General features: G+C 68.2%; 12 protein-coding genes. 10 read left to right on the plus strand and 2 right to left on the minus strand.

Going from position 1 to position 14,963, the window contains the following annotated elements; all coding sequences use genetic code 11:
* Nucleotides 1-126: 126 nt before the first annotated feature.
* The gene (ahpC, locus tag AC3RCE_RS17290) at nt 127-702 is read right to left on the minus strand and encodes an alkyl hydroperoxide reductase subunit C (protein WP_218340229.1); all 576 of its coding nucleotides are present in this window, start codon (nt 700-702) and stop codon (nt 127-129) included.
* Nucleotides 703-1,046: 344 nt separating this feature from the next.
* Here ahpC and AC3RCE_RS17295 point away from each other — a divergent pair, with 344 nt between their 5' ends.
* The 7 genes from AC3RCE_RS17295 (at nt 1,047) to AC3RCE_RS17325 (ending at nt 10,121) form a co-directional block, all read left to right on the plus strand.
* Nucleotides 1,047-1,850 carry an FTR1 family protein gene (locus tag AC3RCE_RS17295; RefSeq protein WP_218295407.1) on the plus strand — a complete coding sequence of 268 codons (804 nt, stop codon included), beginning with the start codon at nt 1,047-1,049 and terminating at the stop codon, nt 1,848-1,850.
* 267 nt (nt 1,851-2,117) lie between these two features.
* Nucleotides 2,118-2,594 (plus strand): bacterioferritin, encoded by a 477-nt coding sequence (bfr, locus tag AC3RCE_RS17300; RefSeq protein ID WP_218295408.1) that lies wholly within the window; start codon nt 2,118-2,120, stop codon nt 2,592-2,594.
* 483 nt (nt 2,595-3,077) lie between these two features.
* Nucleotides 3,078-3,386 carry a DUF3649 domain-containing protein gene (locus AC3RCE_RS17305; protein ID WP_369642892.1) on the plus strand — a complete coding sequence of 103 codons (309 nt, stop codon included), beginning with the start codon at nt 3,078-3,080 and terminating at the stop codon, nt 3,384-3,386.
* 47 nt (nt 3,387-3,433) lie between these two features.
* Complete coding sequence (locus AC3RCE_RS17310; RefSeq protein WP_492255401.1) at nt 3,434-5,209, plus strand: PepSY-associated TM helix domain-containing protein; 1,776 nt, start codon at nt 3,434-3,436, stop codon at nt 5,207-5,209.
* Between the two features lie 3 nt (nt 5,210-5,212).
* Nucleotides 5,213-5,545, plus strand: a complete 333-nt coding sequence (locus tag AC3RCE_RS17315; RefSeq protein ID WP_492253559.1) for a DUF3325 domain-containing protein — start codon at nt 5,213-5,215, stop codon at nt 5,543-5,545.
* 173 nt (nt 5,546-5,718) lie between these two features.
* Nucleotides 5,719-7,878 (plus strand): TonB-dependent receptor, encoded by a 2,160-nt coding sequence (locus AC3RCE_RS17320; RefSeq protein ID WP_492253560.1) that lies wholly within the window; start codon nt 5,719-5,721, stop codon nt 7,876-7,878.
* Between the two features lie 113 nt (nt 7,879-7,991).
* The gene (locus AC3RCE_RS17325; RefSeq protein ID WP_492253561.1) at nt 7,992-10,121 is read left to right on the plus strand and encodes a TonB-dependent siderophore receptor; all 2,130 of its coding nucleotides are present in this window, start codon (nt 7,992-7,994) and stop codon (nt 10,119-10,121) included.
* Nucleotides 10,122-10,175: 54 nt separating this feature from the next.
* On the opposite strand, the gene AC3RCE_RS17330 is transcribed toward AC3RCE_RS17325, so the two are convergent.
* Nucleotides 10,176-10,724: a hypothetical protein gene (locus AC3RCE_RS17330; protein WP_218340223.1), complete on the minus strand. Its 549-nt coding sequence runs from the start codon at nt 10,722-10,724 to the stop codon at nt 10,176-10,178.
* 469 nt (nt 10,725-11,193) lie between these two features.
* Between AC3RCE_RS17330 and AC3RCE_RS17335 the strand changes: the two genes are divergently transcribed.
* From AC3RCE_RS17335 to AC3RCE_RS17345, 3 genes are read left to right on the plus strand one after another with little or no spacing between them, the layout of a single operon-like run.
* The gene (locus AC3RCE_RS17335) at nt 11,194-12,402 is read left to right on the plus strand and encodes a PepSY-associated TM helix domain-containing protein (protein ID WP_492253562.1); all 1,209 of its coding nucleotides are present in this window, start codon (nt 11,194-11,196) and stop codon (nt 12,400-12,402) included.
* Nucleotides 12,399-12,677 carry a hypothetical protein gene (locus AC3RCE_RS17340; RefSeq protein WP_492253563.1) on the plus strand — a complete coding sequence of 93 codons (279 nt, stop codon included), beginning with the start codon at nt 12,399-12,401 and terminating at the stop codon, nt 12,675-12,677. Before AC3RCE_RS17335 ends, AC3RCE_RS17340 begins: the two co-directional genes overlap by 4 nt.
* A 34-nt stretch (nt 12,678-12,711) precedes the next feature.
* Complete coding sequence (locus AC3RCE_RS17345; RefSeq protein WP_492253564.1) at nt 12,712-14,952, plus strand: TonB-dependent receptor; 2,241 nt, start codon at nt 12,712-12,714, stop codon at nt 14,950-14,952.
* Nucleotides 14,953-14,963: the final 11 nt, after the last annotated feature.

A 14,963-nucleotide genomic window follows, 5' to 3' on the forward strand; every position in this document is an offset into this window, starting at 1 on the left:
GTGGCAAGCCCGGCACCGCAAAGGTAGGTGAAAAAGGCGCAAAAAAGCCGGACGGCATGGCGCGCGTGCGCCATGGCGCTGTCCGGCTGGGGAGCGCCCGCAGCGCTCTGGCGAATCAGTGTCCGCTCAGATCTTGCCGACCAGGTCCAGCGAAGGAGCCAGGGTCTTGGCGCCGTCGTTCCACTTGGCGGGGCAGACTTCACCGGGGTGGGCGGCGGTGTACTGGGCAGCCTTGAGCTTGCGCACGGTTTCCTTCACGTCGCGCGCGATCTCGTTGGAGTGGATTTCGGACGTCTTGATGATGCCGTCGGGGTTGACCACGAACGTGCCGCGCAGTGCCAGGCCTTCTTCAGGGATGTGCACGCCAAACGCGTTGGTCAGCTGGTGCGTAGGGTCGCCGACCAGGGGGAACTTGGCCTTGCCCACGGCGGGCGAGGTTTCGTGCCACACCTTGTGCGAGAAGTGCGTGTCGGTCGTGACGATGTAGACCTCGGTGCCAGCCTTCTGGAACTCTGCGTAGTGCTCGGCGGCGTCTTCGATTTCGGTGGGGCAGTTGAAGGTGAAGGCTGCGGGCATGAAGATCAGCACGGACCACTTGCCCTTCAGGTCGGCTTCGGTCAGGTCGATGAATTCACCCTTGCCATTGCGGTTGACGAAAGCGGTGGTCTTGAACGGCTGAACTTGCGTATTGATCAGGGACATTGCTGTTTCCTTGTTGGTGGTTGAGTGAACAGGACTGAAGTCTAGGCCTTTCCGGGCCATCAATCCAATTAATTGATTAGATCAAATCAATTGCCAATAACTATACATCGAGACTGAAAGCGGAAGATCATCCACCCCCGGTCCACAGGGGAACATGCCCAACCATTGCGCCTTGTCAAATATTCAAATACAACTCATTCTCAGTTGAATTTATGATCTGTTCCAGGGGCGCAAGGCACATCCATCTCCGCACGGCTCAGGTCGGGTGTGGCCCCACCGGCCCCGCGCGCTGGATGGAAAAGCGCAAGCAGCTCATAAACTCATAGCAAAGAACCGAATCCGCCATGTTCCAGACCCTCTTGATCTGTTTCCGCGAGGGGCTTGAAGCCCTGCTTGTCGTGGCCATCGCCACCTTGTATCTGCGCAAGACCGGGCGCCTGGCGCTGCTGCTGCCACTGCGCGCCGGTGTCGTGGTGGCGGTGCTGCTGTCGCTGGTGCTGGGCTGGGTGCTGTCGCAGGTGGGCGCGCTGTCACCCGCGGCCGAGGGGGTGATGGCCCTGGTGGCTGCGGCCGCCGTCGCCTGGTGCGTGGTGCACATGCGCAGCGCCGGCAAAGGCATGGGCCAGGAGATCGCCCAGCGCATCGACCGCGCCAGCGTGCTGGAGGGCCCGCGCGCCGCCCTGGCCGTGTTTCTGTTCTCGCTGTTCATGGTGGGCCGCGAAGGCGTGGAGACCGCCACGATGCTGGCCGCGCTGGCCCGCAGCGCCGAGCTGGGCTACATGGCCTGGGGCGGCATCGCCGGCCTGGCCCTGGCCATCGCCATTGCATGGGCCTGGACGCGCTACGGCCGTGCGGTGAACCTGGGCCGCTTCTTCCGCGTGACCTCGTGGTTCATGGCGGTGTTCGCGGTCCAGCTCGTGGTCTATGCCTTCCATGAATTCACCGAAGGCGCGCTGATTCCGGGCATCGACAACGCCTGGTGGCATGCCGCCACCGAGGATCTGGCCGAAGGCACGGTGGCCCAGGCGATCTCGCTGGCCCTGGTGCTGGTCCCCACGCTGTGGCTGGGCATTGCGCACTGGCGCGACCAGCAGCGTGCCGGGCAGCCCACGGCCACGCCAGCGGGCCCGTCCGCCAAGGCGCTGTAGCCCGCTGGCAGGCCAGGCCGCCACGCGCGGCCCGCCGATGCTCCGGGGCCCTGGGTGATCACACCCAGGGCCTCTTTTTTGGCGGGAAGCCGCATGGCGCCGCGCACGAAGCCCGCCCCGGCCGCGCTCGGCGCGCAGCCCACCCGCGCGGGAATGCGAACACAACTCAGCATCACACGCACCCCGTGCGCCCCCGCAGGGGATTGCCTTGCGCCTGCTGACGCAGGTCACGACAATCGGGCGGAATCAACACAATAAGGAGTCCCCATGAAAGGTGACGCACAGGTCATTGGCCATCTGCAGGCCCAGCTCAAGAACGAGCTCACGGCCATCAACCAGTACTTCCTGCACTACCGCATGCTCAAGCACTGGGGCTTCGACAAGCTGGCCAAGAAGGAGTACTCCGAATCCATCGGCGAGATGAAGCATGCCGACTGGCTGATGGACCGCATCTTCATGCTCGACGGCCTGCCCAACCTGCAGGACCTCGCCAAGCTCCAGGTCGGTGAAGACGTGCCAGAGATCCTGGCCTGCGACCTGCGCTCCGAACAAGGCGCCCAGGCCACCATCAAGGAAGGCATGGCCCATTGCGAAAGCGTGCGTGACTACGTCTCGCGCGACCTCCTGCAAAAGATCCTGGATGACACGGAAGAGCACATCGACTTCATCGAAACCCAGATCGACCTGATTGACAAGGTCGGCCTGCAGAACTACCTGCAGTCGCAGATGGGCGACGCAGACTGAAGCAAGAGTTCACCAGAGCGCTCCACGAAAAAAACCACCAACGAAGAAATCAAAAAACGGGCCCTGGCCCGTTTTTTTGTGTCCGCGCGAAGGCAGGGCCGCATCGCCCTGCAGTCACAGGATGTTGCAACTGCACATCAAAGCCGCCAAAGTTGTGCCGCAATAAATGCGAATGCTTCTCAACAAAAGTAGAATGCGTTCTTACGACCGGCGCCCGCCCTTCCCTGCCCACCTCTTCCCCAGACCTGATGGCATGGAGTGCGCGTTGCGCCGGGGTGCCGTGATTGATTCCCTGAATACCTAGCCAGCCAGTCAGCCGAGCCCTGCCCCGCTGCAGCCAGCGTTTGTACGTTTGTTGTGTCCAAACCTGCCTGGAGCCTTCCTGATGCTGCGCCGCACCGCCAGCCCCTGCCTGCCCGGGGCCTCCGCTTCTTTCCGATCGCCCGGATCACCTGCTGACTGCCGCGCCCCGGCTGGCACGCCATGAAGACCGCGCGTGTCGACTGGCGCTACCGGCTGACCATCACCTCCCGCGCCGTGGCGGCCATCGGAGGCGGCTATGCGCTGGCGGCGGGGTTCGCGGCCGCGTTGTCGCTGGGGCTGGCGCAGTTCATGCCGCGGGTGGAAGCCGTGCTGACGGCCACCATGCTGGCCTGGCTGGCCTACGCCATGGCCGCGGGCTGGGCGTTCTATGCCCGCACCGCCCTGGGTGCATGGGCCGGCACGCTGCTGCCGGCGCTGGTACTGGGCGCCTGCGCCATGGCGTCGCAATGGATGAAGGCCGCCGCATGAACGCCACCACACTGACACCCGACGCGTCCGCAGACATGGCAGCGGGCATGCCCACGGCTGCCCCGGTCAACGCCAAGGCCAAAGCCGCCAGGACACCCAACGACCGAGAAGGCTTTCGCCAGGCGATGTCGTGGCTGCACACCTGGGCCGGGCTGATCCTGGGCTGGCTGCTGTTTGCGATCTTCCTCACCGGCACGCTGTCGTTCTTCAAGAACGAGTTCAACCTGTGGATGCGCCCTGAGATGCACGGCCTGCCCGCGGCGGATGCGCAGGTGGCCCAGAAGTCGCTGGACGCATTGCAGCGCAAGTCGCCCGAGGTCACGCAGTGGATCATGCACCTGCCCGACGAGCGCGACCCGGCCGTCAACCTGCTGTGGCGCGGCACCGGCAACGGCCGGTTCGAGACGCTGCGCATGAACCCGCAAACCGGCGAGGCCATCGAGGCGCGCCAGACCATGGGCGGCGACTTCTTCTACCGCTTTCACTTCGAGCTGCGCACGGCCCAGAAGGGCCGCTGGACCCTCGAAGGCCGCTGGGTGGTGGGCGTGGCCACGATGCTGATGTTCGTCGCGCTGATCACGGGCGTGATCACGCACCGGCGCATCTTCAAGGACTTCTTCACCTTCCGCCCCACCAAGGGTGGGCAGCGCGCCTGGCTGGATGCGCACAACGTTACCGGCGTGCTGGTGCTGCCGTTCTATTTGATGATCACCTTCAGCGGGCTGATGATCTTCCACACGCTGTACATGCCCGCCGGCATCGCCACCACGTACAAGAATGAAAAGGGCGTGGACTCCAACGCGTACTTTGCCGACCTGCAGGGCGAGAAGGCCGAGAGCCGCCCCCGCCGCGGCGCAAACGACAAGGTGGAGCCCCTGCCCGCCATCGCGCTGCAGCCCATCCTGACCGAAGCACGCACCCGCTGGGACGGCGGGCGCATCGGCAGCCTGCAGGCGCGCCGCGATGCCAAGGGCCGCGCCGTGGTCGAGGTCACGCGCCACGAGGGCGACCGACTGCAGTACCGCCCGCCGCGCCTGTTGTTCGACGCCACCACCGGCCAGTGGCTGGACCAGGCCGACCCCACCGGCCCGGCCGCCAAGACCTATGGCGTGCTGTACGGGCTGCACCTGGCGCGCTTTGCCGATGTGGGCATGCGCTGGGCCCTCTTCGGCTTCGGCGTGCTGGGCAGCCTGATGATCGCCACGGGCATGGTGCTGTGGACCGTCAAGCGCAGCGCCCTGTCGCAAACCAAAGCCGGCCGCCAAGGCGCTGCCGCCCCTGCAGCGCGCACCAAGGCGCCCTTTGGCGAGCGTCTGGTCGCCGCCATCAACATCGCCACGCTGGCGGGCCTGCCGCTGGCCTGCGGCGTGTACGTGGCCTCCAACCGCCTGATCCCCGTGGGCATCGAGGGCCGGGCCGACACCGAGCTGGCCTGGTTCTTCAGCGCCTGGGGCATCGCGCTGCTGTGGGCGCTGGCGTGCGCCGTGGTGCGGCCCAGCCGCATGGGCTGGGCCGTGCCGCTTGGCGCTGCGGGTGCCGTGTGGACGGCCCTGCCGCTGATCAACGCACTGACCACCCACACCCACCTGGGCGTCACGCTGCCCGCGGGCGAATGGATCTGGGCGAGCATGGACCTGTCGTTCCTGGCCACGGGCCTGCTGCTGGGCTGGCTGTCCTGGCGGCTGCGCCCGGGGCGCGTGCGCAAGGGCCGGGCCGCTGTGTCCAAGGCATTGCGCCACGCCGCCGCTGCCAGCGCATCCGCCCCACAGCCCGCTGCACCGGCGCTGTCGGCAACGCCCGACGTCTCGACCTCGGGGGCCTGATCCATGTCCGCTTTTCTGCTGTGTTTCGCGGCGTGGTCCGCCATCGCACTGGGCATGGACCGCCACCATGAAGACGCGCTGGGCCGGGAAGGCACAGAGCGCCGCCTGCTGCACCTGCGCCGCGCCGGGTGGCTGGTGCTGCTGCTGTCGCTGTGGCTGGCGGCCCGCCCCTCGGGCGAGACCCCAGCCTCGCTGGGCGTCACCGCCTGGACCGTCGCGCTCTCCGTGGCGGCGGTGGCCGTGACGGCCACCATGACCTGGCAACCCCGGCGCGCCCCGGCCTTGGCGGGCGCGGCCCTGGCGGGCGGCCTGCTCGCGTGGGCCTGGGGCTGGTGATGAACACCGCCGCCCGCCCGCCAGACCTCCGCCCCTGAACGTTACCGCCACCACCCTCACCCCTTTTCACGCTTCGCACACCTCCCAGCCAAGGGCCGACCACCGGCCCGCGCCAGGCACGGGGTGCGGGGTTGCCGTCTTCATCTGCGCTGCGCACACGCTCAAGGAAAACCATGCACGCCATCCGCCAGTCCCACACGCTCAGACCCCTGTCGGCTGCCCTGCTCGCCGCGCTTTGCAGCGCCGCGTGGGCGCAGAGCCCGCCGCCGGCCACCGCACCGCAGACGCTGGGCGAGGTCACGGTGCAGTCCACCACGGGGGACGATGGCTATTCACCCGCCGCCAGCACCTCGGCCACCAAGGGCAGTGCGCCGCTGCGCGACGTGCCCCAGGCCGTGAACGTGGTGCCCGAGCAGCTCATGCGCGACCAGGGCGCGCGGTCGATGGAAGACGTGCTGCGCAACGTGCCCGGCGTGGCCATGAGCCACGGCGACGGGCAGCGCGACCAGGTGGTGATCCGCGGCTTCACGGCCATCGCCGACCAGTTTGTCGACGGCGTGCGCGACGATGCCCTGTACTTCCGCGACCTGGCCGACATCGAGCGGGTGGAGGTGCTCAAGGGCCCCGCCGCCGTGCTGTACGGGCGCGGCTCGTCGGGCGGCCTGATCAACCGCGTGACCAAGAAGCCCAGGTTCGGCGAGACCTCGGGCGAGGCCTCGCTGGGCCTGGGCAGCTTCGACTACCGCCGCGCCACGGCCGATGTGAATGTGGGCATCAGCGACACCGCGGCCTTTCGCATCAACGCCGCGGTGGAGGACTCGGGCAGCTACCGCGACCAGCAGTTCGTCAAGCGCCACAACTTCGCGCCGTCGCTTGCGCTCAAGCTTGCCGCGCAGACCGACCTGCTGCTGCAGTACACCCACGCCCGCGACCAGCGCCTGACGGACTTCGGCATTCCGGCGCTCAACGGCCGCCCCGTCAACGTGTCGCCCCGCACGTACTACGGCTCCAGCAACGCCGCGCAGGACGACACCACCACCAGCACCATGCAATCGTTCGCGGCCACGCTGAACCACCGCTTCAACGACGACTGGTCGGTGCGCAACGTCACGCGCCTGTACGACTACGCGCTGGACCGCTACAACACCCTGCCCGGCGGCACCACCGACCCGGTGAACCTGACCGTGGGCCGCACGCGCTCGTTCGTCCTGCGCGACGAAAAAGGCTTCTTCAACCAGACCGACGTCACCTGGCGCCACCAGCTGGGCGGCTTCCAGCAGGAATGGCTGATGGGCGTGGAACTGGGCCAGCAGAAGAAGCGCGCCGAGTCCGTCTCGGGCGGCGCCGACCGCGTGCCGATCTTCAACCCCGGCAACCGCCCTGCTCCGGCTATCCCGGCCGCCAGCTTTGCGGCCGACGGCGCCATCCCCAGCCACACCACGCAGGACACCGCCGCGCTGTACTGGCAAAACCAGATCACGCTGGCGCCCCAGTGGAAGGCGCTGGTGGGCGCGCGCTACGACGTGTTCGGGCAGGAGACCACGTTCGACCGCAAGCTCGCGGGCCTCTCGCGCACCGACAAGAAGTTCAGCCCCCGCGCGGGCCTGGTGTGGCAGCCCAGCGAAACGCTGTCGTACTACGTGTCGTACAGCAAGTCGTTCCAGCCCTCGGCCGAGACCTTTGCGCTGGCCGCCAACACCACCGGCGCCGAGCCCGAGATCACCGAGAACAAGGAAATCGGCGTGAAGCTCGATGTGCTGGACGGCCGCCTGAACTTCACCGGCGCGCTCTTCAACCTCGAGCGCACCAACATCAAGAACACCGACCCGGCCAACCCGTCGCGCCAGATCAACGTGGGCACTCAGCGCACCAACGGCCTGGAGCTGACCGCCAATGGCCGCCTGCCCGGCCGCTGGGACCTGAGCGCCGGCTACGCGTGGCTCGATGGCCGCATGACCAGGTCGCTGGCCACCACGGGCTCGCTGCAGTTGCCCACAGCGGCCATCGCGGCGCAGGGCAAGGTGGCCGCGCTCACGCCGCGCAACTCCGCGTTCGTATGGGCCATGAAGGACCTGGGCCACGGCCTGCGCGTGGGCGGCGGCGTGAACTACGTGGGTGCGCGCTTCACCTCGCTGACCAACCTGGTCACCCTGCCCGGCTACACCACGCTGGACGCCGCCCTGCAGTACACGGTGGGCCAGTGGGATGTGGACGTGAACGTGAAGAACCTGGCCAACCGCAAGTACTACGTGTCGGCCCACGGCAGCAACGACAACCTGATCCTGCCCGGCTCGCCCCGCGCGCTGCAGGTGACGCTGCGCACGCGGTTCTGACACGGCACATGCAGGCGCCGCCAGCAAATTCAAAGCCTTTTACGCCACCAGCGCTTGATGGAAAAGCGCTGGCAGCTACTCAATTCATAGCAACATCGAGGAGGAGAAGCACCATGCGCATGCACCCATTGGCCCTGGCGGCCTCGCTGCTGGCCACGCTGGCCACAGCCCAGGCCCAGGCACAGACAGCCCCCACCCCTGCCGCCACCGCCGCCCTGCCCGAGGTCAAGGTGACCGACGGCGCGGACGGCGCCACCACCGAGGGCAGCGGCCAGTACACCGCCCGCGAAGTCAGCGTGGGCAAGCTGCAGCAGGCGCCGCGCGAGACGCCCCAGTCCATCAGCGTGGTCACGCGCCAGCAGCTCGACGACCGCAACCTGACCAAGGTGGAAGACGCCATCAAGCTGAGCACTGGCATGACCATCACGCGGCTGGACGGCGCGGGCAACTACAACTCGTTCCAGTCGCGCGGCTTCGACCTGGGCGCCATCCAGCTCGACGGTGTGCCCATTCCGCAAGGCAACTACAGCACGCTCGATACGGCCATGTACGACCGCATCGAAGTGCTGCGCGGCCCGGCCGGCCTGCTGCAGGGCGCGAGCGAACCCGGCGGCACCGTCAACCTGGTGCGCAAGCGCGCCCCGGCCAAGCTGGCCATCGGTGCCGATGCGGCGGTGGGCTCGTTCGGCCTGCGCCGCGGCACGGTGGACGTGGGCGGCGGCCTCAACGCCGAAGGCACGATCCGCGCGCGCGCCGTGGCCGTGGTGGAAGACCGCGACAGCCACATCGACACGCTGTTCAACAACAAGCGCCTGGGCTACGGCACGCTGGAATGGGACATCGCCCCGTCCACCACCGTGTCGGTGGGCGCGGCGCAGCAGCGCGTGCGCGCCGCCATCGACCAGGGCCTGCCCACGTATGCCGATGGCCGACTGGCCGACCTGCCCCGCAGTTCTTTTGCCGGCCTGCGCGCCAACCGCCAGGACCTGGAAACCACCGACGTTTTCGCCGAGCTGGAGCACCGCCTGGCCGGCGGCGGCGTGGTGCGCCTGTCCGCGCGGGACATCGACCGCACGGCCTTCTACCGCTCGGCCCGGGCCAACAGCGCCCTGGCCGCCGACGGCAGCTTCACCATGGAAACCGTGGACGGCGACTTCCACGTGCGCACCCGCAACTACGACGCCTTCCTGGCCACGCCGGTGCAGGTGGCGGGCCGCACCCACAAGCTGCTGGTGGGCGCCAGCCACAACGAAGGCAGGACCTGGGACGGCAACTACATCTACGGGCCGACCCTGCCCTTCAACCTGCTGCGGCCCAACTACGACCTGGCGTACCCCGACATCACGCTCAAGGGCTTCACCTCCATCGTCACCCGCCGCGAGAACGCGCTGTACGGGCAGGCCCAGGTCAGCCTGGCCGACACCGTCAAGCTGCTCGCGGGGGGGCGCCTGTCGTGGGCCGAGGTGGTGACGCGGAGTACCAGTACCGGCGCGGTCACGGCATCGGCCGATCCCGGCCGCCAGTTCGTGCCCTCCATCGCGCTGATGTGGGACTTCCACCCGCAGTACACCGGCTACGCCAGCTACGCCGAAACCTTCGTGGTGCAAACCCAGCTCACCGCGGCCAAGCAACTGCTCGACCCGCGCACGGGCAAGCAGGTCGAGCTGGGTGTCAAGGGCGAGTTCCTGCAAAAGCGCCTGCAGGCCCATGCAGCGCTGTTCCGCATCATCGACGAGAACCGCGCTGTCGCCGACCCGGTGGTGACCAACGCATCGATCGCCGGCGGCAAGGTGCGCGCGCAGGGCTTCGAGACCGAGGTCAGCGGCCAGCCACAGCCCGGCTGGGACATCGTGGCGGGCTACGCCTACAACGACACCCGCTACCTGAAGGCGCCCGTCGCCCAGCAGGGCCAGGTGTTCAGCCCCATCACGCCGCGCCACAGCGTGAACCTGTTCACCCGCTATGCCTTCACCAGCCCGGCGCTGCGCGGCTTCAGCGTGGGCGGAGGCATGTCCTACCGCAGCGCGTTCTTCGCGCAAAGCGGCGCGCTGCGCATCAACGCGCCCGGCTACGCGGTGTTCAACGCGCAGGTGGGCTACCAGATCAACGACCACCTGTCGTTGAACCTGTCGGTGGACAACCTGCTGGACAAGACCTACTACGAGAAGGTATCCGGCGTGTCGCGCCAGAACTTCTATGGCGAGCCACGCCGCGTGACGGTGGCTCTCAAGGCGCGGTACTGACGGGGAAGCGGGCTACCGCCAGCGGGCCTGCCCGGGCCCGCCGGCTGCCGCGCCTCAGCGTGCGGGAGCGCGCTGCAGGTTCACCTTCCAGTCGAGCCGTGTGGCCTTGCGCGCGACGGGCCCGTGGTTCTCGCCGCTCACGCACAGGTTGCGGCCGTACTTGAACGATGGCACGTTCATGGACGGGCTGCCGGTACTGGCGGACACCACGGTATCGCAGCTGCTCACGTCCGGCTCCACATGGAAGTATGTCTGGTAGCTCTGGCCACGCTCGGGTACGAAGGCCACGGTCACCCGGCAGATCCGGTTCTGGGCCACGCGCGCATCGATGTAGTAGTGCGAGAGCACGAACGGCTTGCCGGCCGGAATCTGCACCGTCTTGCCCACGGAAGGGTTCTCCACGTCCTTCGTCATCCCGGTGAAGGTCGCCAGACGGATGCCGTCCTTGTGGGGCACGCAGTCTTCGTTCTCGTACGCCTCGGTGAAGAAGTGGGCGTTGTTGCCGACGATCTTCAGCGTGGCGCTGTCGGCGGTGGGTTGGGGGTGGTACTGCGAAGCGCAGCCAGCCAGCGCGATGGCGCAAAGGGCAAGGCAATGTTTCATGGATGAAAGTGTCTTTTGATGGCCGGAAGGCCAAGTGTTGTAGTGGCGACGGTCACGCACCCGTTCGGGCACGCCCGCGCACTATAGCCACGCAAGCACTTTGGTGGCTCGGCCAACGCCAGTGCGCCGGGGCACTGCACGCGATGCCACGGGCGGGCGCCCCCTGCACGCGCCCACCCGCCACCGGGTGTTGCTCATCCCAGACAACGCGGCGCCCCGCGCATCCCCACAATAGGAATAATTCCCATTTGCAATGTAAAATTAGGTATCCGCAAGCCACAGCCCGCGCCCCGCAGCCGGCTGCAGCCAGCACCCACCGCCCCTTCGACGTTTCCGGGTTGCCTGGCTTGACTTCATTCGCCCCTGCTTTTGCCACCTGGGTGGCATCTCCACCGCCGCGTCGCCCGTGCTCGCCGCGCGGGGACCGGGCGCGCGCGCGGGCACCGCGCCCCTACCTTCCGACACCGCCATGAGCCCCACCGCCTTGCGCCGCTGGAGCTGGACCCACAAGTGGTCCAGCCTGGTGTGCACCGTCTTCATGCTGCTGCTGTGCCTCACCGGCCTGCCGCTCATCTTCCACCACGAGATCGGCCACCTGCTGGGCACCGAGGTCGAGGCGCCCCCCATGCCCGCCCACACGCCGCGCGCCAGCCTGGACAAGGTGCTGGCCGCCGCGCAGGCCCTGCACCCCGAGCGCGTGGTGCAGTTCGCCTCGCAGCCCGAGGACGACGACGCGCTGTGGTTCGTCACCCTCACGCCCACGCCCGCGCCGACCGAGGATTTCAAGTCGATCGCGGTGGACGCGCGCACGGCCGCCGTGCTGTCGCAGCGGCCGGTGGACCAGGGTTTCATGTACCTCATGTTCCGCCTGCATGTGGACCTGTTCGCGGGCCTGGCGGGCAAGCTGTTCCTGGGGTTCATGGGCTTGCTGCTGCTGGTGGCCATCGTCACCGGCGTGGTGCTGTACGCGCCGTTCATGCGCAAGCTGGCTTTCGGAGAGGTGCGCCGGGACCGCTCCACCCGCGTCAAGTGGCTCGACCTGCACAACCTGCTGGGCATCGTCACCCTGGTCTGGGCCCTCGTGGTGGGCGCCACGGGCATGATCAATACCTGGGCGGACCTGATGATCAAGTACTGGCAGTACGACCAGCTGTCCGTCCTGCTCAAGCCCTACGAAGGCCAGCCCACCGTGCCCGTGGCCGAGCGCGGCCCGCTGCAGCAGTCCCTGCAGGCGGCCCAGGCGCACGCGCCGGAGATGAAGCTGTCGTTCATCGCCTTCCCGGGCACCGCGTTCTCCAGTCCCCACCACAACACCTTCTTCCTGCGCGGCAAGGAACCGCTGACCTCGCGGCTGCTGCAGCCCGTCATGGTGGACGCGCGCACAGCCCAGGTCACCGCCGCGCCGCAGCTGCCCTGGTACCTCACGGCGCTGCTGGTCTCGCAGCCGCTGCACTTTGGCGACTACGGCGGCATGCCCATGAAGATCATCTGGGCGCTGCTCGACATCGCGACCATCGTCGTGCTGGGCAGCGGGCTGTACCTGTGGCTGCGCAAGGGCGTGCAGGCGGGCAGCACCACGGCAGCCGCCACCGCCCCAGTGCCCACCGGCCTGCCCACCACCGCTGCCGCTTCAGTACACACCGGCAGCCCGCTGCCGCGCACGGAGGGCCGCGCATGAAGCCGACCCCGTTCTGGTCGCTGTGGGGCTGGCCCATCGTGATGGGCGTGCTCACCACCACGGGCCTGATCACCGCCCTGGTGTCCGACACCTGGGGCGACTGGTGGTCGTGGGTGGGCCTGGGCGTTCCGGTGGCGGTGATGGGATGGTTCTCGTGGCCTTTTGCACAGCATGCCCACCGTTCCACATCTGCCCCGCACGCCACCCCAGGCCGCACCGGCGACCCTGCAGATACCGACATGCGCAGCAGCGACACCGCTTCGGCCCCGCGCTGACACCCCCTTCAACTTCACTTTTCAGACAACGACCATGCGCCCAGCCACATCCTTCCAGCCCGCCCCGCTGCGCCCCGTTTTTGCCGCCACGCCGGTGGCCATTGCCGCCGCCGTGATGTTCGCGCTGGCTGCGCCTGCCGTGCTGGCCCAGCTGGCTGCGCCAACCACCCCGGCGGAAGGCAAGGCGCTGTCCACCGTGACGGTGAACGCCAGTGCCGACGCATCGGCGCAAGGCCTGTCGCCCGCCTACGCTGGCGGCCAGGTGGCGCGCGGCGGGCGTGCCGGCGTGCTGGGCACCAAGGACGCGATGGACACGCCGTTCTCCATCACCAGCTACACCAACGAGTTCATTCAGGACCGCCACGCCCGCAGCGTGGGTGACGTGCTGCAAAGCGACCCCACGGTGCGCGTGGCGCGCGGCTTCGGCAACTTCCAGGAGGCGTACTTCATCCGAGGCTTCATCCTCGATTCGGACGACACGGCCTACAACGGCCTGTACAGCCTGCTGCCGCGCCAGTACATCGCCACCGAGCTGTTCGAGCGCGTGGAAGTGCTGCGCGGCGCATCAGCCTTCTTGAGCGGTGCCAGCCCCAATGGCGGCGGCATCGGCGGCTCGATCAACCTGCTGCCCAAGCGCGCGCCCAACGAGCCTTTGAACCGCGTGACCTTCGGCGTCTCCAGCGGCGGGCAGACGCAGCTGGCGGCCGACATCGCGCGCCGCTTCGGTCCCGACGGCAACACGGGCATCCGCGTGAATGCGGCTACCCACAACGGCGGCACGGCCGTGGACCATGAAGACGTCAAGCTCGGCCTGGCGGCCGTGGGGCTGGACTGGCGCAGCCGCGACGTGCGCCTGTCGGGCGACATCGGCTGGCAGGACCACAAGCTCAAGAGCACCCGCACCAACGTGACGCTGGGCGCCACCGCCACTCAGATGCCCACCGCACCGGACGGCGGCACCAACTTCGCCCAGCCCTGGACGTATTCGAACGAGCGCGACACCTTCGGCACGCTGCGCGGCGAGTGGGACATCACGCAGGACGTGACCGGCTGGGCCGCTGCTGGCGCGCGCCGCAGCTCCGAGGCCAACTCGCTGGCCAACCTGACGGTGAGCGACAGCAGCACCGGCGCGGGCTCTACCTACCGCTTCGACAACACCCGCAAGGACAGCGTGAACACCGGCGAGCTGGGCCTGCGCGGCAAGCTGCAGACCGGCAGCATGGGCCACGAATGGGTGGTGGTGGCATCGCACTTCAGCGCGGACAAGAAGAACGCCTACGCGATGGACTTTGCCAACACGCAGGCCACCAACCTCTACAACCCCGTGTACAGCCCGCTGCCGGGCTTCAGCGCGGGTGCCTTCCGGGGCGGCGACCTGGCCGACCCGCGCCGCACCGGCAGCACGCGCCTGACCAGCTTTGCCATCGGCGACACGGTGTCGCTGCTGGACAAGCGCCTGCTGCTCACCGGCGGCCTGCGCCACCAGACCATCGAGATCGCCAACTACGCCTACGGCACGGCGGCCGAGACCGACCGCTACGACCAGAGCCGCACCAGCCCGCTGCTGGCGGCCGTCTACAAGCTGGACAAGAGCCTGTCGCTGTACGGCAACTACGTGGAAGGCCTGAGCCAGGGCGCGACCGCGCCCTCCACCGCAGCCAACCGCGGCGAGATGCTGTCGCCCTACGTCGCCAAGCAAAAGGAAGTGGGCGTGAAGTTCGACGGCGGCCGCTTTGGCGGCAGCGTGGCGCTGTTCTCCACCACCAAGCCGCGCGCCTACGTGGGCAGCGACAACATCTTCCGCAGCAACGGCAAGGACCGGCACCAGGGCATCGAGCTGGCCGTGCAGGGCGAGGCCACCAAGGGCCTGCGCCTGCTGGGCGGCCTGACCTGGCTCGACGCCAAGCAGCTGAACACGGGCACCGCCAGCACCGACGGCCGCCGCGTGATCGGCGTGCCCAGGCTGCAGGCCAACATCGGCGCCAAGTGGGACGTGCCGGGCGTGAACGGCCTGGCGCTGGACGGCCGCCTGGTGCACACCGGCTCGGTGTATGCCAACGCCACCAACACCATCAGCGTGCCCGGCTGGAACCGCCTGGACGTGGGCGTGCGCTACCTGACCGAAGTGCAAGGCCGCCTCGTGACGCTGCGCGCCCGCGTGGACAACCTCACCAACCGCAACTACTGGGCATCATCGGGCGGCTACCCCGGCGCGGGCTACCTGGTGGTGGGTGCGCCGCGCACGCTGTCGGTCAGCGTGGGCGTGGACTTCTGACGGCACCGCCT

The sequence above is a fragment of the Acidovorax sp. GW823-FHT05D11 genome (assembly GCF_058795695.1).

What these genes read in the sequence shown, in the direction of transcription:
- AC3RCE_RS17320 (WP_492253560.1), top strand. Translation starts at nt 5,719, where the DNA reads ATGCACGCCATCCGCCAGTCCCACACGCTCAGACCCCTGTCGGCTGCC.
- AC3RCE_RS17330 (WP_218340223.1), bottom strand. Translation starts at nt 10,724, where the DNA reads ATGAAACATTGCCTTGCCCTTTGCGCCATCGCGCTGGCTGGCTGCGCT.
- AC3RCE_RS17335 (WP_492253562.1), top strand. Translation starts at nt 11,194, where the DNA reads ATGAGCCCCACCGCCTTGCGCCGCTGGAGCTGGACCCACAAGTGGTCC.
- AC3RCE_RS17340 (WP_492253563.1), top strand. Translation starts at nt 12,399, where the DNA reads ATGAAGCCGACCCCGTTCTGGTCGCTGTGGGGCTGGCCCATCGTGATG.
- AC3RCE_RS17315 (WP_492253559.1), top strand. Translation starts at nt 5,213, where the DNA reads ATGTCCGCTTTTCTGCTGTGTTTCGCGGCGTGGTCCGCCATCGCACTG.
- AC3RCE_RS17305 (WP_369642892.1), top strand. Translation starts at nt 3,078, where the DNA reads ATGAAGACCGCGCGTGTCGACTGGCGCTACCGGCTGACCATCACCTCC.
- bfr (WP_218295408.1), top strand. Translation starts at nt 2,118, where the DNA reads ATGAAAGGTGACGCACAGGTCATTGGCCATCTGCAGGCCCAGCTCAAG.
- AC3RCE_RS17345 (WP_492253564.1), top strand. Translation starts at nt 12,712, where the DNA reads ATGCGCCCAGCCACATCCTTCCAGCCCGCCCCGCTGCGCCCCGTTTTT.
- AC3RCE_RS17310 (WP_492255401.1), top strand. Translation starts at nt 3,434, where the DNA reads ATGCCCACGGCTGCCCCGGTCAACGCCAAGGCCAAAGCCGCCAGGACA.
- AC3RCE_RS17325 (WP_492253561.1), top strand. Translation starts at nt 7,992, where the DNA reads ATGCGCATGCACCCATTGGCCCTGGCGGCCTCGCTGCTGGCCACGCTG.
- ahpC (WP_218340229.1), bottom strand. Translation starts at nt 702, where the DNA reads ATGTCCCTGATCAATACGCAAGTTCAGCCGTTCAAGACCACCGCTTTC.
- AC3RCE_RS17295 (WP_218295407.1), top strand. Translation starts at nt 1,047, where the DNA reads ATGTTCCAGACCCTCTTGATCTGTTTCCGCGAGGGGCTTGAAGCCCTG.